This is a genomic window from Testudinibacter sp. P17/SS/0325, assembly GCF_053570765.1.
In genome coordinates, this window is the sequence record NZ_CM131635.1 from 2010464 (window position 1) to 2029148 (window position 18685).

Genomic DNA, 18685 nt, shown 5'->3' on the forward strand with positions numbered 1-18685 from the left:
CATTCCCTAGGAATACTTTCAATGATGATCTGTGTTGTGATTCTTTTAGCAAGAAAATAATAAGTATAATAATGTGAGGAGATAGTATGCCTACTAAGTATGTTAATGAAGCTTTATGGAAAAAAATCGAAGAGATGACAATTTCCACGGTAATAAGGACTCAATCCATGATTAAGGAAACTGAAATTTTACATGCTATTCTTGCTAAGGGGCTGGAATCCGTTTCAGAATCTGATTTAGATGAGTATGTTGATAAAAACAAGAAAAAACCTGAGGAGTCAATATGAGTGATCTTGGTGCTAGAGAGCAGTATGATGAAGATTTAGAGATTATGGAAAAACTCATTGCTCTAGAATATAAATTAAATGGATTTGATTATTATTTTGAAAAACTCCACAACCAACGTATGGAGAAGAAATTTATTTTATTTTTGATAGCCCTAGGAGTGATGAGTTTTTTAATGATTTTTTTAATCTATATTTTTGATTTATCATTTTTATATTTAACTATATTATTCCCCGTATTTATATTTGTTCCTATTCTTGCTCTATCTCTTAGAGATGATTACAAATATATTTTACACATAAAAAATAAGGCAAGAGAGCGATATATAGAGTACATATTTATTAGAGATAACACTCCCATTGATGACTTTTGCAGAACCATACTGCAACATGGAAAAACACTTGAGGAACAAGTTAAAGAAAAATATTTATTAGATTAACGGTGAAAGATGATTAAAAATTTTTGAATAGGAAATACCATGAATGCTAAAATTTTTCTAGATGAATATCACATTGACTACAAAATTATTCGTATAAAATACTTGGAACGTGAAATACAAAAAATTGAGGCTGGGATAATAAAAGCATCCTCACAAGAAATATTAAATGATATTCTTTTTGGGTATAAAAAAGAACTTGATAAATTAAAAAATTCAGAGCTATCTGATTAAATTCTGATATAAATTTCCGCTAGAGATACCTATTTCCCATTAGAGGGTAGAAAAAATGAAAAAATTAGGCTTAATAATTAATAGATTTTCTGGACTAATGTTAATAGTGATTATTATGCTTGTTTTTTTTATTTTATTGTATCTAAAATTAGACGCTATCAATAAGAAAGAATCTGCAATAGAGTATAAAATAGAGTGCTATTCAAATGGTAATGTTTTTATGAGTGATATTGGTAAGGAGTTAGTTAGGTTAGATGGGACTTATACTTATGTTTCAATAAAAATAGGTAAAACTATGATTATTCCACAGAATAATTGTATTCTTTCTTATGAAAAAGATTATAAATAACTAAAAGTTTTTAAGTGGAGGGAGGAATAATGGGAGTAAAACTAAATATGCAAGCCTTTGTGCGAAATAGTCTTCCCGGTTTAAGTAATGAGGATGTAATTGATATAACCGATCGCATTTTAAACCAAATAGGCTTCGTTCCTAGAAATTTTATGGGGTCTAAAGAAAGTGATAATTTTGAGAGTTTATTTAAAGCAAAATTTTCTGAAAATTTTAGTAAGTATAAAGAAATTACCCCATATGAGTTTTTTCTAGTAAAGAAAAAAATAGAATCCGAATCAGGATTGTTAAAAGCATAACTTTATTATATTGAAACACGAGGTAGATTATTATAATTATGATAGATCATCCAAAGTACATAAAAATCCCTGATAATCAAGGTAACTTAGTTCGTATACTAAAGTCACATCGTTTTAGAGATACGAAAAAACTTTATTATATCGAACCTAAGTTTATTTTAAATAATGGGGAAATCGTGCGAAAAGACGTTAATGTGATGATATTTTGTTTTTAGTTATGGGATGAATTTTTCCATTTTATAACTAAAATCTAAGAATTTTGGTAAGGAGAAAGCTATGACCACTATGCATGAAGCATCTAAAAAAGTAATGTTAGACTTATTTGGGGGTAATCCACTGGAAAGCCTGATATTATTGGTAAATCCTTTTGTGTCATTATCTTTTTTATTAATTTGCTTTATTATTATGAAACTTAGTGTATCTTTGGGAAATAATTATTTAAAAAATAACATGGGTCATGGGATTGGTATTCTGTTGATTTCAACGTTTATTTTATTTATTTTTTCTACAACCGCCCCTAATTTGATTTACATTGTTATTTTAAAACTGGCAATAATTATATATTTAACTGCAAAAACATACAAATCAAGATAAATAAAAATTTTGATATGGTGTGTGATATGGCAAGAAATTTCACCGAAACTGAATGTGGTATTGAATTACAATGTTCTTGCTGCAAAAAATATTATCCCGCAGATCTTGAATTTTTCTATAAAGAGAAAAAAAGCAAATGGGGATTACACTCTTGGTGTAAGGCTTGCTATGAAGAAAATCCCAAACAAATTGCTAAAAGACGGCGTTGGAAATGTGCAATGAAATCCAAAAAAGTTGCTCAATCGGATAGCCCAAAAATAGGATAAATGTTGTTTAGTATTTAACTCTTATACAAAAGGATTTCTGACAGTGAAACTTATTGATTACTCAATTCTGTTATGCATTATAGTAGGATATTTCCTATTATTTATACTTAGCACTGTTTTACATATTAGCTATTTTTATATTATTGTACCCTTAAGTATTTCTATAATCATTGCTATACAAGCTAAATTCAAAAGCCTTAACCATCTAATTGACTATATTTTAATAATGGGCTTGGTTTTTTCATTCATTAATATAATTGCAATTTATGTAGTAATACTGCTCTGGGCGAGAGGATGACACATGAAACTTTTTCTTTGTGAAAAACCATCTCAAGGGCGTGATATTGGTAAATTTATCGGGGCGATTCAGCGTGGTGACGGTTTGCTTGCGAGTGCCGATAAACAAACTATCGTGACGTGGGGAATTGGGCATCTCATGGAACAAGCCGATCCGCATGATTATGATGAAGCTTATAAGCGTTGGTCTATTGATGATTTGCCTATCGTGCCGGCGCAATGGCAAATGAAAATAAAACCGGACACCGCTAAGCAGTGCAAAATTGTGCTGGGTTTGATTAAAAAAGCCAGCCATATTGTGATTGCAACCGATCCTGACCGTGAGGGGGAAGTGATTGCGCGTGAGCTACTTGATGCCGCTAATTATCGTGGTTCATTACAGCGTTTATGGCTATCCGCACTTGATGACGGTAGCATTAAAAAAGCGCTTTCTTCTTTAAAATCTGATGCTGAAACTCGTCCGTTATACGATGCCGGTTTAGCACGCTCTCGCGCAGATTGGCTTGTTGGCATGAATCTCAGTCGTTTATTCACGTTGCTTGCACGTGAACAGGGGCATGACGGGGTGTTATCTGTCGGGAGAGTACAAAGCCCGACATTGGCAATTGTGGTACAGCGTGACCGTGAGATTGCGAATTTTATCGCTAAGCCGTTTTATGTATTACCGGTTATCTTAGCTAATTCGCAAGCGCAACAGTTTATTGCGTACTGGCAAACCCCTGAAACGAGTTGTGATGATGAGGGACGGTGTGTTGATTACATGCTCATTCAATCGGTAGCGGCGCAATTATTCAGCCTCGGCAACGCAAAAGTTATTCAGCTCGATACCAAGCGCATGAAAGAATCGCCGCCGTTGGCATTCGATTTGGGGACGTTGCAGCAAGCCTGTTCACGATTGTGGGGGCTGGGCGCGCAGCAGGTGCTTGATATCGCACAATCGTTATATGAAACTCATAAAGCGACAACCTATCCACGTACAGACTGCGGTTATTTGCCAGAATCGATGATTGCCGATATTCCACACGTTATCCGTGCGGTTGCTCATGCCGATCCCAATTTAAAGCAAATCATCAATCATTTAGATCTTTCGGCACGCTCTCGGATTTGGAATGACAGCAAAATTACTGCTCACCACGGTATTATTCCGACGACGGGTCAGGTGGATTTAAGTAAGATGAACCAAGATGAATTACGTGTTTATGATTTAATTCGTAGGCATTATCTTGCGCAATTTTTGCCGTTATACGAAGAAGACAGAACCCATGTGCAATTGCAAAGTGGCACGCATATCTTAACGGCGGCTGGCAAAGTCGTGATTAAAAAGGGGTGGAAAATCCTATTTACACAACATGCGACGGATAATGATGAGGAACAACAGGGATTACCACTATTATCACACGGTGAGGCTTGCCGAATTTGTCAGGCAGAAGTGCGGTCTATGCAAACATCGCCGCCAAAGCCTTATACGGAAGGTACGTTAATCAGTGCAATGAAAAACGCCGCAAAATTTGTGCAAGATCCTCGCTTGAAGCAACGATTGAGAGAAACCGAGGGGCTAGGCACAGAAGCAACTCGCGCCGGTGTGATCGAAACCTTGCTCAAGCGCGGCTATTTGGTGAAGCAGAAGAAAAATATTGTTTCAACAGTCGCCGCCGGCGCATTGATTGACAGCTTACCGTCGATTATCAAAGATCCAGGTATGACGGCGTTATGGGAGCAGGCACTCAATGATATTGCCCATAACCAACTCAAGTTAGCCGATTTTATGGCAAAGCAAGATGCGTTTATTCGTCATGTAGTGCAGTCCTCAAGCGGTATTTCGATGAAAATCAGCAGCACGCCAACGAAAATTTGTCCCCAATGCGGTGCGCCGATGCGCAAACGCAAAGGTGCAAACGGGGAGTTTTGGGGCTGTAGTGCTTATCCAAATTGCAAAGCGATCGAAAATATCCGCGGCCCTAAAAAACGAACGAAACAACAGGTTTCTAAGAATATGAATGCGTTACGACAAACATTGAAAAAAGAGAGAGATGTATGAGTGTGATAGCGGTGATTTTACTGATGTTCAGTGGTGCGAATGTTTATATCGGTCTAGATTACTTAATTCAAAGGCGCTTTGGTCTCTTTTGGGGACACACTTTTTTGGCAGCCGTGATCTTGATTGAAGCACTGAAATTTCCAATTCGGTTACATGGATGAGCAACTATTTTGAATGTTCATCATTTTATCATTACTAGAAAATTAAGGGGTAATTATGCCTAATAAAACATCCAAAATATCCTTGTTTGTATCTAAAATATCTACATTCGTGGCGATTATTTTATTCGGTATTTTTTTGCTTCTATCTGGTATTTATACCGTTGATGAAGGTGAAAGAGCGGTCAAGTTGCGCTATGGTAAAATTATCGATATTGCTGAACCGGGATTGGGCTTTAAAATCCCGTTTATTGATTCAATTAAGAAAATTTCGGTACAAAATAAAAATGCCATTGCAAATAATGTACAGGCCTACAGCCGCGATCAACAACCTGCCGTTTTGACTGTGTCGGTCAGCTACCATATCCCGCCATCAGAGGTGAGCGCACTGTACTCTCAGTATGGTAGCGAAGAAAATATGCGTGATCGTCTTTTAACCCGGCAACTCTATACACAAATTGAAAATATTTTTGGAAAATACAATGCTATCACGGCGGTACAAGAACGACCACAGTTTGTTCAGGAGCTCAGTGATGCCGTAAAAAAAGCCGTATCTGGTCCGGTTATTATTGACGGCGTTCAAGTGGAAAATATTGATTTTTCTGATGCCTATGAGAAATCGATTGAAGACCGAATGAAAGCAGAGGTTGCCATTGCGACACGCCGCCAAAATTTGGAAACCGAAAAAATCAATGCTGAGATTGCTGTTACGCAAGCGAAAGCACAGGCTGATGCCAGATTAGCCTCTGCTCATGCCGAAGCGGAAGCTATTCGCTTAAAAGGTGCGGCTGAAGCTGAGGCAATTAAGCTAAGAGGAGAGGCGTTGCGGCAAAACCCATCGTTAGTGAATTTAACGTCTGCTGAAAAATGGAATGGTGAACTCCCTCAAACCATGATCCCCGGTAGTAGCGTTCCTTTCTTGCAATTACCTGCAACGGCAGTCGAAAAAGCAATTCAATAGCCCGTTACGGCAGCCGTCTCTAGTAAAGACGGCTTTTACTGTGCTATCATTGTTTCATAACCCCGTTTGTAGTTTGTCGGCATCAAGCTACGCCCTACGACTGTTAAGGTACAGCGAACTCACCTTAGCAGGCAAGCCCAGATGTCCGCTAGAGCATTCTAATTGACTTGAACCTTTAGAATGTGACGCATTCTGAAACTCGGACTTCATTCCTTGCGAATGGCGAATGCATTCATATCATCGAGGTGATCGGTTATCACCTCATCTTTTTATCAAGGTTATCACGCAAAGATCAGAATATATTGCAATCAGTGTATTCCGCTCTTTGCGTTATCGCAGCTGTTTATCATAACCGGTGCTCGCCGGTGAAACAATGAGAGCCCTTTGTGCTTAGTAAAGCGCCTTGCTGATAATCGATTTGTGGCTACATAGTAATCGAGGATTTATGACGGTAGTAAATAGATTTTAACGAGGATCGATGTTATTAACCGGTTCATTCGTCTCTAGCCTTACTTCAAATATGCGCCTTATTGCGCATTCCCATCATCGGCTTCATCGCCATTTCACCCGAAGCCGCTGTTTTTTCAGCGGCTTCCCTCTTTACCGCTTTTTTATCATAATTTTTTGATTTTCCTATAAAATAAATTGTTTCAAATACGAGAATAAAAAAGCCTTATTTTTTGGGCAAAGATACGCTTAAATGGTCCACATTAAGCCACTATCGTTGATAGCACTTAAGCCCAAGCACCCGGTCTGAAACGTGCGGTTCTCGTAGAGAACGATGACCAGCCCAATATGCCTAGCGCACTCTGAAACAGGCAGTAAGTTTTACCTTACGAGTGTTTACTTCAAACCTACTTGTCTATTACCCGAGCGGTGAACGTTTATCCCGTGTTGGGTTAGATGTTTCTCCGCTTTTTTTATTTCTGAGGAGAAACATTATGACTACCCAAACTTCAAATGATAAAGATACCATCTATTTCAACCTTCACTTAAACGGATTGGCTTACATTAACCGTATTCGCGAAGTGAAACCGAAAAAAGGTGATAGCTTTTATGCGTGTTCGTTAGCCTTTTTGCGTGGCGATTCCGATAATACCGAATATACCTATGTTGATGTACGGGTATCCGGCGAAAAAGCGAAATCGCTTATCCAGCGCAGTGAACAAGCTTGCAAAGAGGAGAAAAAAATCTTAGCGTCTGTTACCGTCGGTGATATTTATCCTGATACCTTTGTCTATGAGAAAGGGTCAAGAAAAGGTGAAACCGGCGTAATGTTGAAAGGCCGTTTGTTACGCATTAAATCCTTAAAGATTGACGGCGTGTTAAAATACAGTGAAGCAGCCCAAAGTAATGCACAGACTAACACAGAACAGTCCGAGGCAAATGCTTAAGCTGAACAACAAGCAGCATAATCAACTCGGTCAATATCTTCGGATATTGACCGATGTTACCTCAAGTTATTATTCATTTACCCCATTGGGAATATTTTCCCATGGGAGATATTCCCCTGATTTTTTATTTTAGGAGAGTATCTATGAACCTCAATACTTATGCAAAATTTGCACCGACAGTGTTTGTTGCAAAATGCCCTGAAGCGCATACGAAAGGTGACATTATCGTACTTACCAGTAAGTACGGCAAAAAAACCGAAGTAGAAGTGTTCAATCTTGTGAAACAACACGATGATTGTTACTTCTATTCGTTTGTCCGTTGTGATGGCTTAGACAGCCAAGCGCGCGCCCAAGCGAGAGCCGAGCGTTATCAAAGTTATGCGGCAAATGCCAACAAACGCAGTGAGCAACACTGGCAGGCAGCTCAAGAAGGCAGTGACTTTTTAAGCCTTGGTGAACCGATAAAAATTGGTCACCATAGCGAGAAAAAACACCGTGCCTTAATTGAACGTAATGCCCGTCGTATGGACAATGCGGTTGCCGAAATGGACAAAGCAAAAAGCTATGACCATAAAATTACCTACTGGGAAGCGATGGCTGGCAAAATTGATTTGTCCATGCCAGAAAGTTTGGATTATTTTGCATTTGAATTGGCAAAAGCCAAGGAAAAACATCAAATATTGAAAAATGAACCCGAAAAACGTGAACACAGTTATTCACTGACTTATGCCAAAAATGCAGTTAAAGAGCTCGAGAAAAAAGTCTCATTAGCGCAGCAACTTTGGGCATAATCACGCATTTTCCATTATTTACCCACCAGGGGAATATTTCCCTGTGGGAGATATTCCCTCATTTTTGAAGGAATATTCTATGTCTCAATTATTAACTACAACAGAGCAATCTGTGATCAACTCAGCCCTAGCGATTTTGTCTGGCGTAATGGAAAGTCACCCCATCTACAAAGCAGGAAGGCTTTTGATTAATGATTCTGAAATCGCTAAAAATTACCTGAAGTTGCTGCTAGGGCTTGAAGAGAGGGAACAATTTTGTGTTCTTTTTTTGAATAACAATCAAGCATTGATTAAATCCGAAATTTTATTTTCAGGGACAATTAATGCCGCGCATATCTATCCGCGCGAAATCGTGAAAAAAGCCCTAGAACTCAATGCAGCTGTGATCATGTTGGCTCACAACCATCCTTCTGGCAATCCCAATATCAGTGATTCTGATAGGGCAATTACCGCGAAGATTAAGGATGCATGCGAATTAATTGATGTTCGTGTGTTAGATCACATCATTGTCGCCGGACAGGAAACCACGTCATTCGCGGAACAAGGTCTGTTATAGATTCTACATTAAGAGGAAATTGATATGAAACAAGGTATTTACATCAACGGTAAAAAAGTGATTGAAATCAATGAAAACACGGTTATTCAACAAGTTTTTAGCGGTCATCCAGACTCGGTACAAGTTGCTGGCGGACAAGTTAAAAATATGATTGCAGGTAATATGACCATCTTAGGTGATGGTGCTGTTTTGGCAGCGCCAAATGCTTATCTCATCGTCGATGGGCAAGTCATTACATTGGACCAAGGCCCCACTATCCAAATTGAAGTAGTCGGTAATGTGGCGCGTATTGAGTCTGTTACAGCAGCGGTCACGGTGAACGGCAATGTCGGTCGTGCAGATACCACCAGTGGTGATATTCATGTGACAGGTGATATTGCGGGTGACGCAAAATCGGTCTCTGGCAATATTGATTGCGACACACTGCATGGCGATGCCAATACGGTTTCAGGTAACATCAAAATCCGTTAATTTACTGTTATTTTTACACTTCCGAAGGGAAATTCATTCCCTTCGGGAGTGGATTTCTCGCTTTCGTTCTTTTATGAAAGGAGAAATATTATGGGACTTTTAACCACATTTTATACCAACTCTGTCAGCCACTGCTTGCCGGAATGGGAAAATATTCTTTTCCGCTTCCGTCGCTCAGTAGAAGACAAAGACGTTTGGGAGCAGGCTCGTTACAGTGAGGATATACCGCACTTGGGCAATGTTTATCAAAGTCTGGTTCTTAGCAATCTGGAAAACCTGTTTTGTGAACTGAGTGGTTTGACTGAGCCGTGGGAAGAGGCTGATATCAACTGTTTTGTGAATGGTACAGATACTCACTTCTGCATTGATGGTGAAGCAATTTGTACCGAAGCAGATTTTTTTAACGCTTTAGCGGTCTATACCGACGAGGCAGCTTAATTTTAACTTTACCCTTGTGGGAATATTCCCACAAGGGATATTCCCTCGGTTCTTAGAAGGAATATCACAATGAAAACACAAACCGTAGTTCTTGCCATCAAGTCAAATGATATGTCGGCAGATTTAAAACGTCTTGGGTTGGGTTATCTTCATCAACTCAGCTTTGAAAATGCGCTATTTTCAAACATGGATCGCCTCTGTGCTGATTATAACGGCGGTGATTGGTCACTCTATCTTCTGCCGAACAGCGGACTTTATTTTCAGTTGGAAACTTCCGCTGATACATTACATCTCGTTAGTCCCGGTGGGCGCAAATATCATTTAAGTCCACAAGCGGCTTCTATGGTGGCGAATTTATATGCTTTCAGCCAACTGTCGTTTTGTTCTGCAGAATATGCGGAATTGTTTGGGCGGTTTTATCATCTGCTACGCAATTATATTTTTGGAGCTGGTGGTGAATTTCCAGCACATCCAGAATCCAGCTTAATTTATGCGTTGATTGATTGAAAATATTATTGTAAGTCAAAATATCAAGCGGCTACTCACTGGGTAGCTGCTTTTTTATGTTTTTTGTTCGCCAGAAAAAAATAATAAATGCTTATTTCCAACAGTCACCATTGCTACAGTGGTATCACATCAAAACGAAGGAAGTTTCTTAATAAGTAAAGGAAAACGTGTGAGAGAAATACTCTTTGGTTGTGCTGAAACAACGGCTTATTATCGGCGTGTGTGTGATGTTATTTTCACCTATCGTCTGTATGAACCTTATACATTACACATCAGTGAAACAGAAGCCACATTAACATTTTTTAATTTTTTTCGATACTGCCGCAATTTAAAAACGGGGCGAATTCGTGCTGAATATTTTTCACTAAAAACGCGTCTCTGGCAAAAAGACACCTGCTATTACCATAAAGGCGATTATCGGTTTCGGCATTGTCCGGACATTCGATTATATAGTCGAAGTGGCGGTCTGCTTTATGCAATACAAGGAGCGGTTATTACTCAGTTACACCGTGATTTGCATCAAGGTATTTTTCATTCGGTGTGTGAATCATTAATTCATAAACGTTTCACCTTCTCACCGGTGTTTAAAAATACGCTTACCCATGACAAAAGGATTATGGCTTGGCTATGGCAGCATTTTTTAGATCGCCCAGTGATTTCAATGCTGGCACGGTTAGGTTACTTCCGCTGTATGACATTGAGCTATTATGCGTTTTATCAACCGCACCTTAGCGCATTTAATCAGGTTGCAGACGATTATTCTAACTTACTTCCATTACTACGCCATATTAAACCGCGATATTGGCGTGATCCGAATTTGTTCAGTTATGCGTATTGGGTTGATAAACTGGGGGAAGCACAACTTCATCCGAAACGATGGAAAAAGCCCTATCATTTTCAACTTCCGCAATCTAAGGCGGAGTGGCGATGGTTGAAAAGACAGTCACATGATGTTGTCCGCCGTTGGGGTGGTGAGGATTTGTATTATTTCGTTTCACACGGCATACAGGAAAAATTACCGGTCTGTTTAAACCATTTTCTATTCCAAAGCCACTCAATATGGCAAGATTTCGGGACTACACAACAACAATTAGCCGTTCTCCGTCTGTTTATCCGTTTTTCCCTTCACCGTTGGCGTACCGAAGGGATTGTCCAGCTACGTGAATATTTAAAGACCCGTGCGAAAGACGAGGTTTTAGACTGCCGAGATTATTGGCTAAATTCAGTGGAAGAACAACATGTTCCCGCATCATGGGAAAATTTATTGGTGCGAAGTCGTCAGTGGCATGAAAGACTTATTAATGCTGAAAATCAGCTGCGAGATGAAAAACATCAGAGGTTACTGCAATATCATTGGACATCTTCAGTTGAAACCTATCAATTAAAACACGTGCAATTTACCGCACTGACTTCTGGCCAAGCACTATTTAATGAAGGGCAAGACATGCATCACTGTATTTTCAGCTATGTTCAGCGTTGCATAGATAATCGCTATCGTGTGTTTTCCGTGGAATATCTGCTGGGAAATGACACGCACCGCGCAACATTGGGCTTGTACCGCACTTCTGAATCTGCCCCTTGGAAGATTGAGCAACTGAGAGGCCCGTATAACCAACCCCTTTCCACAACAATAAAAAAAATCAATCGGCTATTTTGTCAATATTTTAATCAGCAACAAGATATTGCTCCATCTAATGTGCCATTACCTCAAACCTAAAATTTTTTATCAATTTCTCGAAAACAATTAATTATTCAAATTTGTATGTGCTTTCGCCATAGTGCGTATTGTCGGCAATGATAAATTCAGATATAGGGAGAGCGTAATGATGAATAAACCGATAATTGTCTCAGCTTTTATCCTGGTATTGAGCGCATGTACACCGCACTTACAAACCAGTGATACCAGTCAATCTTACCCATTACCGGAGTATCCGATACTGGGTTCTCAATCGATTAATCAAGAAAACATCGTATTGAATCAGCCGTTATCGCCACCGAAGCCACAAGAACGGGTGATCACCCCAGATATTTATCAAACGACCTATACGGAGAATCCGGAAGTCGTTCGCTATGATCGCTATTTGCTGCTCGGCGCAGCTCCGCAAGGTGGGCAAAAATACCTGTTAGATCAGTTGGTCGAAGTGAATATCGCACAACGCAATAAGAAGCAATTTACGGCGACAGTTGAGCAAGGCTTTAGAGCGGCCCTGAAAGAGAGTGGTCTTCAATTGTGCAGTGGTCATTCTGATGTGAGTGTTTTGTTTTCCCGACCGCTACCGAAAGTCCACTACCGCTTTGGTCCGATGCAATTACGCGATGCGCTACAAATGTTAGCCGGTCCAGCGTATGAGCTAACCCTGAACGACATCACCCGAACCGTGTGTTTCAATCAACGAGATGTTCCGCAAGTGCGGTCACCAAAAGTGATTTCAACCTCGGTTGAAACCATCACACAGGTAATTGCAGAAGACGAAATTGACAATTAGGAGGCATGATGACGCGCGCACCATTAAAAATCTCTTTTGCGCTAGCTGCTTGCTGGGCATTTGCGCTTTTAATGCCCTCGGTGGTTTCAGCTAATTCCGCGTTACCTGTTCTTACCTTGCCGTCGGTTCGCAAACACGTGGAAAATATCGATGCGACAGTTCAGGGAGCACAAACGCAAGAAAATGAACGTACTCAGTCAAAACACGCTCAACCAAACCATATACAGTCAAAACAATGGGGGCTTGATGAGCGGGAGTGGGAACGCTATGAAACCTTGAAACGCAGTGAGCGCGGAATTTGGTCACCAAATCTTGATCCGCTAACCATGCTAGGCATTGAAGCCGAAAATGAGCTTGAGCGCATGAAATATGCCCGTCTTTTAGCAAAAAAAGAGTTTGAGCGAGTCGAAAAAGAACTCAAATTTCAATTGGCGTATGATGCCGCGTTTAAAGAGCTCTATCCGAATATCAATCCAATCAGTGAGCAAACCATGGATGTCAATCATGGGCAAGACAATGGACGATTGGTCTTTTTTACTCGGACGGAAAATTGTGAGCGGTGTGATGTTGCGCTGACGGATGTGCTACAAAGCGGTAAAGCGGTCGATATTTATCTTGTCGGCACGAGCAATGATGATAATGCAGTGCGTCGTTGGGCGCAAAAACATCAAATCGACATTGAGCAAGTCAAAGCACGCCGTATCACTCTCAATCACGATCAAGGATATTGGTTTACGCACGCAAACGGTAAAATGCCCGTGGTATTTAAGGGGGGAACATGGGACGTGGTAAAACACTATTAGTCAATTTCTTGCTCTTGCTATTACCGATTTTTATCGGTTCTGCTGCAGCTATTCCACCGATGTATCAGCAAATCGCCGCTGAACAAGGTGTGCCGGCGGAAATGCTGTTTGCCATCTCTCTGAATGAAAGCAAAACAAAATTAACCTCAAAAGCGGTGAAACCCTGGCCGTGGACACTGAATGTCAAAGGTAAAAGCTATTTTTATCCAACAAGGCAAGAAGCATGTTCAGCGTTGGAAAATTTTGTTCGGAAATTTTCGTTAAAGAATATCGATGTTGGGCTTGCACAGGTCAATATCGGCTGGAATGGCAAGCATTTTTTTGCCAGTCACTGCGCAGGTTTTGAGCCAATGGAAAATCTTCGAGTGGCTTCTATCATCCTAAAAAATTGTTATCGAACCCACAAAGACTGGGTTAATGCAGCCGGTTGCTATCATCACCCGAAAGGTGGTACGCCGGCGGCGCGTTACAAACAAAATATTCGGACACATTTAGCCAAAATCAAAAAAGGGGCTTATACCTCGCCTGAAACAACAATATTACCGTTGCACCCGCCACAAGAAATTTCTGCACTGCCAATTAGAACCGTTGAGCAAGGTATTGAATCTATTCTTTACATGCCTGAGCCGGATACCGCACTTCGCTGGATTTCCCCGCATCAAACACAATTAGTGTGGCTTGAGCCTAAACAAAATAAGGATTTATGATGAAGACAAGACTGAAAAACATGATTTTGACGGTATGCTGCAATATTTATCACACGATCAAGCAATCAAAACAGTCTTCACCATAATTTGGAGAGAAAAATGTTATGACAAATGATGCTGTATCGACCCCGGATGCGCTGACGCATGTGTTACGCGTCATTGCATTAAGTACACATGACCCCGTTGTTCGTGTTTTTTGTGAGCAGACCTTAAAAGAGGGTGCGGAGCAAATGCGACTTGCATTAAGTGAAACCTGCTGGCTGACCGATTTAGACCACCTTAGAGCCACAATCAGCCGTGCTATCGGTATGGACAGTATGGAGAAAACAGGATGAGCCGATTATACCATGTTTGCCTTGTAATGCTTGCGGTATTGAGTAGCCAGATTAGTGTAGCAGCATTGCGCGTGATTGCCGATGTCGGCGGTGAAAGTGCGGTGCGCTTTTATGAACCGTTGCAACCGGTGCATGATGACATGGCAGATGTCTATCCAAACGCCGTGCCGCCAACCTTGGAAGAAAAAGATTTACTGCCGATTGTGTCGCATTTGATGTCGCCGGGCAAGGTCAATACTCAAACATTTTCACAGCCGTTAGTCGGTATAGAGCCGCTCTTTTTGTTGGGCAGCGACGGCTATTCGCAACAGTGGCTGCATAAAAATAAAGTGCGGCTATTAGAACTGAATGCGACAGGTTTGGTAGTCAATGTCAGTAGCTTTGACGAGTTGCTTCAACTTCGCGCAATTGCGCCGGAGCTACCGCTCTTGCCGGTGAGCGCAGATGATTTAGCCAAACGCCTCAATTTATCGACGTATCCAGCGTTATTAACTGCCGATGGGATTTATCAATGAGTGATAAGCATGTGATCGAAACCGTATTGCGCCCAGCAGTTGAGCTAAATACCGCCGTAGTTGCGCTTTGCGCAGCGGTAATTTGTCTCTACGCCCCTTGGTCAGTTGCTTTAACGCCCAGTATCGGTTATGGCATGGCAGCAGGTTTTGCTGGTCTTGCCTACGTGCGCGCAAGACAAGGATTGATGATTTTACGTCAGCGTAAAAATATTCGTCGCCTGCCGTATTACGCTCTGAGCAGTAAACAAGTACCGATCAGTCAGCGTTATTTATTTTTAGGGAAAGGGTTTGTTTGGGAGCAAAAGCACACACAGCGGCTTTATAGCTGTTTGCGTCCGGAAATGGCGGACTACGTGAAGATGCCGGCGTATTATTTATGGGCACGTGAAGCTGAAAAGCGGTTTGAGGATAGTTTGCCTTGGTTGGCAAGATGGCTGGCAAAAGACGTTAGATGCAATCCGTTTCGCCCCTTGCCGCCGGTTGGCGGCAGTCCACTGATCCACGGGATTGAATTGAACGAAAGTGATGTGATGATGCCGCTGGGCGAGCGCGTTGGACACACTATTGTATTGGGGACAACACGGGTTGGGAAAACACGATTGGCTGAATTACTGGTTACGCAAGATATTCATCGCGGCAAAAAAGCGGACGATCGCGAAGTCGTTGTGTTTTTCGATCCGAAAGGCGATGCGGATATGCTCAAACGGATGTATGCCGAAGCGAAGCGTGCTGGGCGTGATAACGCCTTTTATGTCTTTCATCTAGGTTGGCCCGAAATTTCAGCACGATATAATGCTGTTGGGCGTTTTGGGCGCGTATCCGAGGTTGCTGGGCGAATTTCAGGACAGTTAAGCAGTGAGGGAAACAGTGCCGCATTTAAGGAGTTTGCATGGCGGTTTGTCAATATTATTGCCCGTGCGCAAGTAGAATTGGGGCGCAGACCAGATTACCCTAGCATTGCGCGCTATGTACAAAATATCGATGAATTGTTTATTGATTACGCTACACATTATCTGGGAAAGCACGATCCAAAAGCCTGGGACAGTATTGCGGCATCTGCATCCAAAATTAATGATAAAAATACGCCACGCAATATGATTGGGCGTGATCCACGCGTGGTTGCACTTGAGCAGTATTTAACAACGAGCAAAATTTATGATCCCATTTTAGACGGCTTGCGAAGTGCGGTACGCTACGATAAAACCTATTTTGATAAGATTGTTGCTTCACTTCTGCCATTGCTGGAAAAACTGACCACGGGTAAGATTGCCGAGTTGCTCGCGCCAAATTATAACAATATTCATGATGAGCGACCGATATTCGACTGGCAAGAAGTCATTCGCAAACGTGCGATTGTGTATATTGGATTAGACGCGCTATCGGATACCACAGTAGCAAGTGCGGTCGGTAATTCAATGTTTGCTGATCTCGTCTCGATGGCAGGTCATATTTATAAGTATGGCATTGATGACGGCTTGCCGGAAGAACTAAGCGGTAAATCAAAAAAAGTAGCGATTAATCTTCATTGTGATGAATTCAACGAACTAATGGGGCAGGAGTTTATTCCGCTGATTAATAAAGGTGGGGGCGCAGGGATTCAAGTCACGGCGTATACGCAAACCTTGTCTGACATCGAAGCGAAAACTGGCAATAAAGCCAAAGCGGGACAGGTGATCGGTAACTTTAATAACTTGATTATGCTACGCGTGCGAGAGCCGGCGACAGCAGAGCTGCTAACCAATCAGTTGCATGAAGTAGATATACTGAAAAATACCACGATTTCGGGCGTAACGGATAACAGTGATCCGAGCAGTCACCAAGATTTTACCTCCAATACGCAAGACCGGATCAGTGCTGAAAAAGTGCCGATGATCACACCGTCAAATGTAATACAGTTGCCAAAAGGACAAGCCTTTGCTTTACTGGAGGGCGGTAAATTGTGGAAAATCAGAATGCCATTACCCGTTTCTGATGGTGATGAGTTTATGCCGTCGTCCATTTTACAACTGGCTGGCTATATGCAAGAACATTATCAAACTGGCGAAACCCTTTGGTCACAAGCGGCGTACCATTATTCACCGTCCGCTGAAGCGATTGCCGCCTTTGAAAAATTAGTAGAAACCCCCATCTTGCCAATGTCCGATAGCTCAGTTGAATAAAGGAAAAATAAAATGAAATACCGCTATGATAAAGATGATTTACGGGTCAGTAATCTCGCCGTATCTGGCCCAGAAGCGTCGGTTATGCCGATGCTGAACACGCATTTGCAAATCGGTTTATACGATCAACATAAATCGCTCAAAGCCTTATTACGCTATTTTGCCGAGCAAAATTTTGAAGTGACACCCTTATTCGATGCGATACACCGTAGTGAGGAGCTCAGAACCTATGTCGTGAAGCTGTCCCATGATATTGATGATGAAATTTTGTTACAGTGTTACGTTGAGCCGGTCAATGCTAGTGAATTACCCTTTGATTTTGACACTTCGCTTCAAATCGGTAAGGTACATTAAATGGCAGCAGAACAAGGGCAAGTCCGTGAAGTGCGCCAAGGGCTGTTTAGTCGGTTATTCTCCCTGTTCAGCCGAATTCTCGGCGTGCTGATCATTTCATTAATTTTAAGTATTCTTTTTGAGTGGATTGGGATCACATGGTTCTGGCCAGATGAAGGCTATCGCCATAGCCAGCAGATGATGCTGACGGAGATAAGTTGGTTTACTTCTGATTTTACCCAAAGCCTGTTACACACCTCCCCACATGGTTTTGCTGAATACGTGATTACTCAGGTACACGAGTACCTTTTTGTGAAAACTGGCTTAGCGCGCTGGCTTGAGGCGCAGCATGCGCATGGTAGTATGTCGTACTATGTCTATTTTTATGCTCGTGCTTATATTGAATCCATTATCTATGTCACGATCACCTTTATTATTCGGGTACTCATTATCGTCTTCACCTCACCTTTGTTTTTGCTTGCCGCTATTGTGGGCTTGACCGACGGCTTGGTGCGGCGCGATATCCGCCGATTTGGGTATGGCTATGAATCTAGCTTTATCTATCACCACGCCAAGCGCACCGTATTTCCGATTTTAACGGTGGCTTGGATGATCTATCTTGCTATTCCATTTTCCGTTCACCCCAATTTTATTTTAATTCCCGCGGCCATATTGTTGGGATTAGCCATTTCAATCACATCCGCCAGCTTTAAAAAATATTTGTAGATATTGGTACGCTGCGACGGAATCAGCGTAGTATATCTTTATGAAGGGCTATTTGAAGAAATTGATCGTAAACCTCGCTATCAATTACCATCGGTATCATTGTTATTTGATATATTTTCATAAGCATTAATATGCGGTGACGACCATCAAGTACACAGCAGTTACTCGATAGTTCGGGATACTCAATCTCGCCATTGGATAGATAACACTTGATTTTGTACCAACGTTCAGGGTGTATTGTAAACGGCTGATACATTTCTGAAAGAATCTTAAACCCATCAACATACAGTATTTTATAGTTATTCTGAAGAGCTGGGTTTACATAAAAATGAACATCGGTAAAATTCGGATAGATCATATTTTCTGTATCATCTGGGATTTCCTCAAATGATGGGAATGGATATTTATCTAATTTTGTTCTGAGTAGTGCCATTGGAAATCTAGCAAACCACTCCGGTTTTGTATTTGACTCCCAATATCCATCTTGTGGCAAACCGAAAAAACAATCAATGCCTGGCCTTGTTCCCTCTGATTTTGTCATATTTCC

The 18685-nt window shown here is 41.2% G+C and carries 25 protein-coding genes; 24 read left to right on the plus strand and 1 reads right to left on the minus strand.

The annotated features are described in order from the left end of the window. The first annotated feature begins 86 nt into the window (after positions 1 to 86). The 24 genes from ACWA50_RS09545 to ACWA50_RS09660 all read left to right on the plus strand — a co-directional run bounded on the left by ACWA50_RS09545 (position 87) and on the right by ACWA50_RS09660 (position 18138). Positions 87 to 287: a hypothetical protein gene (locus ACWA50_RS09545; protein ID WP_431051950.1), complete on the plus strand. Its 201-nt coding sequence runs from the start codon at positions 87 to 89 to the stop codon at positions 285 to 287. Then, positions 284 to 724, plus strand: coding sequence for a hypothetical protein (locus ACWA50_RS09550; RefSeq protein ID WP_431051952.1), 441 nt, complete (start codon positions 284 to 286; stop codon positions 722 to 724). Before ACWA50_RS09545 ends, ACWA50_RS09550 begins: the two co-directional genes overlap by 4 nt. 39 nt (positions 725 to 763) lie before the next feature. After that, positions 764 to 955, plus strand: a complete 192-nt coding sequence (locus ACWA50_RS09555; protein WP_431051954.1) for a hypothetical protein — start codon at positions 764 to 766, stop codon at positions 953 to 955. Between the two features lie 55 nt (positions 956 to 1010). Next, positions 1011 to 1304, plus strand: a complete 294-nt coding sequence (locus ACWA50_RS09560; RefSeq protein WP_431051956.1) for a hypothetical protein — start codon at positions 1011 to 1013, stop codon at positions 1302 to 1304. A gap of 29 nt (positions 1305 to 1333) precedes the next feature. Further along, positions 1334 to 1603, plus strand: a complete 270-nt coding sequence (locus ACWA50_RS09565; RefSeq protein ID WP_431051958.1) for a hypothetical protein — start codon at positions 1334 to 1336, stop codon at positions 1601 to 1603. Positions 1604 to 1879: 276 nt separating this feature from the next. Then, positions 1880 to 2197 carry a hypothetical protein gene (locus ACWA50_RS09570; RefSeq protein ID WP_431051960.1) on the plus strand — a complete coding sequence of 106 codons (318 nt, stop codon included), beginning with the start codon at positions 1880 to 1882 and terminating at the stop codon, positions 2195 to 2197. Positions 2198 to 2223: 26 nt separating this feature from the next. Then, complete coding sequence (locus ACWA50_RS09575; protein ID WP_431051962.1) at positions 2224 to 2463, plus strand: hypothetical protein; 240 nt, start codon at positions 2224 to 2226, stop codon at positions 2461 to 2463. Positions 2464 to 2764: 301 nt separating this feature from the next. After that, the gene (locus tag ACWA50_RS09580) at positions 2765 to 4798 is read left to right on the plus strand and encodes a DNA topoisomerase III (RefSeq protein ID WP_431051964.1); all 2034 of its coding nucleotides are present in this window, start codon (positions 2765 to 2767) and stop codon (positions 4796 to 4798) included. A 216-nt stretch (positions 4799 to 5014) separates the two neighbouring features. Next, on the plus strand, positions 5015 to 5917 hold the full coding sequence (locus ACWA50_RS09585; protein WP_431051966.1) for a prohibitin family protein: 903 nt from the start codon (positions 5015 to 5017) through the stop codon (positions 5915 to 5917). A 941-nt stretch (positions 5918 to 6858) separates the two neighbouring features. Beyond that, positions 6859 to 7311: a DUF3577 domain-containing protein gene (locus ACWA50_RS09590; protein WP_431051968.1), complete on the plus strand. Its 453-nt coding sequence runs from the start codon at positions 6859 to 6861 to the stop codon at positions 7309 to 7311. A 143-nt stretch (positions 7312 to 7454) separates the two neighbouring features. Next, positions 7455 to 8102, plus strand: coding sequence for a DUF3560 domain-containing protein (locus tag ACWA50_RS09595; RefSeq protein WP_431054337.1), 648 nt, complete (start codon positions 7455 to 7457; stop codon positions 8100 to 8102). 79 nt (positions 8103 to 8181) lie between these two features. Next, on the plus strand, positions 8182 to 8658 hold the full coding sequence (locus tag ACWA50_RS09600) for a JAB domain-containing protein (protein WP_431051970.1): 477 nt from the start codon (positions 8182 to 8184) through the stop codon (positions 8656 to 8658). Between the two features lie 24 nt (positions 8659 to 8682). Then, complete coding sequence (locus tag ACWA50_RS09605) at positions 8683 to 9129, plus strand: hypothetical protein (RefSeq protein ID WP_431051972.1); 447 nt, start codon at positions 8683 to 8685, stop codon at positions 9127 to 9129. Between the two features lie 90 nt (positions 9130 to 9219). Then, positions 9220 to 9567: a hypothetical protein gene (locus ACWA50_RS09610; RefSeq protein WP_431051974.1), complete on the plus strand. Its 348-nt coding sequence runs from the start codon at positions 9220 to 9222 to the stop codon at positions 9565 to 9567. Positions 9568 to 9636: 69 nt separating this feature from the next. Then, positions 9637 to 10074: an antirestriction protein gene (locus ACWA50_RS09615; RefSeq protein ID WP_431051976.1), complete on the plus strand. Its 438-nt coding sequence runs from the start codon at positions 9637 to 9639 to the stop codon at positions 10072 to 10074. A 169-nt stretch (positions 10075 to 10243) separates the two neighbouring features. After that, on the plus strand, positions 10244 to 11791 hold the full coding sequence (locus tag ACWA50_RS09620) for a PcfJ domain-containing protein (RefSeq protein WP_431051978.1): 1548 nt from the start codon (positions 10244 to 10246) through the stop codon (positions 11789 to 11791). A 106-nt stretch (positions 11792 to 11897) separates the two neighbouring features. After that, a complete protein-coding gene (gene pilL2 / locus ACWA50_RS09625; protein WP_431051980.1) occupies positions 11898 to 12560 on the plus strand; it encodes a PFGI-1 class ICE element type IV pilus protein PilL2 in 663 nt (220 codons plus the stop codon). A gap of 5 nt (positions 12561 to 12565) precedes the next feature. After that, complete coding sequence (locus ACWA50_RS09630) at positions 12566 to 13363, plus strand: TIGR03759 family integrating conjugative element protein (protein ID WP_431051982.1); 798 nt, start codon at positions 12566 to 12568, stop codon at positions 13361 to 13363. Further along, positions 13339 to 14070 carry a lytic transglycosylase gene (locus ACWA50_RS09635; protein ID WP_431051984.1) on the plus strand — a complete coding sequence of 244 codons (732 nt, stop codon included), beginning with the start codon at positions 13339 to 13341 and terminating at the stop codon, positions 14068 to 14070. The genes ACWA50_RS09630 and ACWA50_RS09635 overlap by 25 nt, the downstream gene beginning before the upstream one ends. Before the next feature lie 104 nt (positions 14071 to 14174). After that, entirely contained in the window at positions 14175 to 14405 is a 231-nt protein-coding gene (locus tag ACWA50_RS09640; RefSeq protein WP_431051986.1) for a hypothetical protein, read from the plus strand. Next, positions 14402 to 14920, plus strand: a complete 519-nt coding sequence (locus tag ACWA50_RS09645; RefSeq protein WP_431051988.1) for an integrating conjugative element protein — start codon at positions 14402 to 14404, stop codon at positions 14918 to 14920. The genes ACWA50_RS09640 and ACWA50_RS09645 overlap by 4 nt, the downstream gene beginning before the upstream one ends. Continuing rightward, positions 14917 to 17079 (plus strand): type IV conjugative transfer system coupling protein TraD, encoded by a 2163-nt coding sequence (traD, locus tag ACWA50_RS09650; protein ID WP_431051990.1) that lies wholly within the window; start codon positions 14917 to 14919, stop codon positions 17077 to 17079. Before ACWA50_RS09645 ends, traD begins: the two co-directional genes overlap by 4 nt. Before the next feature lie 12 nt (positions 17080 to 17091). Then, entirely contained in the window at positions 17092 to 17433 is a 342-nt protein-coding gene (locus ACWA50_RS09655) for a hypothetical protein (RefSeq protein WP_431051992.1), read from the plus strand. Further along, positions 17434 to 18138: a TIGR03747 family integrating conjugative element membrane protein gene (locus tag ACWA50_RS09660; protein WP_431051994.1), complete on the plus strand. Its 705-nt coding sequence runs from the start codon at positions 17434 to 17436 to the stop codon at positions 18136 to 18138. 22 nt (positions 18139 to 18160) lie between these two features. Here ACWA50_RS09660 and ACWA50_RS09665 read toward each other — a convergent pair whose 3' ends face one another. After that, complete coding sequence (locus ACWA50_RS09665) at positions 18161 to 18679, minus strand: hypothetical protein (protein WP_431051996.1); 519 nt, start codon at positions 18677 to 18679, stop codon at positions 18161 to 18163. Positions 18680 to 18685: the final 6 nt, after the last annotated feature.

Bases quoted from the DNA above. Each gene is read 5' to 3' on its own strand.
- ACWA50_RS09545 (WP_431051950.1), top strand. From the start codon at position 87: ATGCCTACTAAGTATGTTAATGAAGCTTTATGGAAAAAAATCGAAGAG.
- ACWA50_RS09615 (WP_431051976.1), top strand. From the start codon at position 9,637: ATGAAAACACAAACCGTAGTTCTTGCCATCAAGTCAAATGATATGTCG.
- ACWA50_RS09575 (WP_431051962.1), top strand. From the start codon at position 2,224: ATGGCAAGAAATTTCACCGAAACTGAATGTGGTATTGAATTACAATGT.
- ACWA50_RS09550 (WP_431051952.1), top strand. From the start codon at position 284: ATGAGTGATCTTGGTGCTAGAGAGCAGTATGATGAAGATTTAGAGATT.
- ACWA50_RS09660 (WP_431051994.1), top strand. From the start codon at position 17,434: ATGGCAGCAGAACAAGGGCAAGTCCGTGAAGTGCGCCAAGGGCTGTTT.
- ACWA50_RS09560 (WP_431051956.1), top strand. From the start codon at position 1,011: ATGAAAAAATTAGGCTTAATAATTAATAGATTTTCTGGACTAATGTTA.
- ACWA50_RS09645 (WP_431051988.1), top strand. From the start codon at position 14,402: ATGAGCCGATTATACCATGTTTGCCTTGTAATGCTTGCGGTATTGAGT.
- ACWA50_RS09555 (WP_431051954.1), top strand. From the start codon at position 764: ATGAATGCTAAAATTTTTCTAGATGAATATCACATTGACTACAAAATT.
- ACWA50_RS09665 (WP_431051996.1), bottom strand. From the start codon at position 18,679: ATGACAAAATCAGAGGGAACAAGGCCAGGCATTGATTGTTTTTTCGGT.
- pilL2 (WP_431051980.1), top strand. From the start codon at position 11,898: ATGATGAATAAACCGATAATTGTCTCAGCTTTTATCCTGGTATTGAGC.
- ACWA50_RS09630 (WP_431051982.1), top strand. From the start codon at position 12,566: ATGATGACGCGCGCACCATTAAAAATCTCTTTTGCGCTAGCTGCTTGC.
- ACWA50_RS09570 (WP_431051960.1), top strand. From the start codon at position 1,880: ATGACCACTATGCATGAAGCATCTAAAAAAGTAATGTTAGACTTATTT.
- ACWA50_RS09580 (WP_431051964.1), top strand. From the start codon at position 2,765: ATGAAACTTTTTCTTTGTGAAAAACCATCTCAAGGGCGTGATATTGGT.
- ACWA50_RS09595 (WP_431054337.1), top strand. From the start codon at position 7,455: ATGAACCTCAATACTTATGCAAAATTTGCACCGACAGTGTTTGTTGCA.
- ACWA50_RS09610 (WP_431051974.1), top strand. From the start codon at position 9,220: ATGGGACTTTTAACCACATTTTATACCAACTCTGTCAGCCACTGCTTG.
- ACWA50_RS09605 (WP_431051972.1), top strand. From the start codon at position 8,683: ATGAAACAAGGTATTTACATCAACGGTAAAAAAGTGATTGAAATCAAT.
- traD (WP_431051990.1), top strand. From the start codon at position 14,917: ATGAGTGATAAGCATGTGATCGAAACCGTATTGCGCCCAGCAGTTGAG.
- ACWA50_RS09600 (WP_431051970.1), top strand. From the start codon at position 8,182: ATGTCTCAATTATTAACTACAACAGAGCAATCTGTGATCAACTCAGCC.
- ACWA50_RS09655 (WP_431051992.1), top strand. From the start codon at position 17,092: ATGAAATACCGCTATGATAAAGATGATTTACGGGTCAGTAATCTCGCC.
- ACWA50_RS09635 (WP_431051984.1), top strand. From the start codon at position 13,339: ATGGGACGTGGTAAAACACTATTAGTCAATTTCTTGCTCTTGCTATTA.
- ACWA50_RS09590 (WP_431051968.1), top strand. From the start codon at position 6,859: ATGACTACCCAAACTTCAAATGATAAAGATACCATCTATTTCAACCTT.
- ACWA50_RS09585 (WP_431051966.1), top strand. From the start codon at position 5,015: ATGCCTAATAAAACATCCAAAATATCCTTGTTTGTATCTAAAATATCT.
- ACWA50_RS09565 (WP_431051958.1), top strand. From the start codon at position 1,334: ATGGGAGTAAAACTAAATATGCAAGCCTTTGTGCGAAATAGTCTTCCC.
- ACWA50_RS09640 (WP_431051986.1), top strand. From the start codon at position 14,175: ATGACAAATGATGCTGTATCGACCCCGGATGCGCTGACGCATGTGTTA.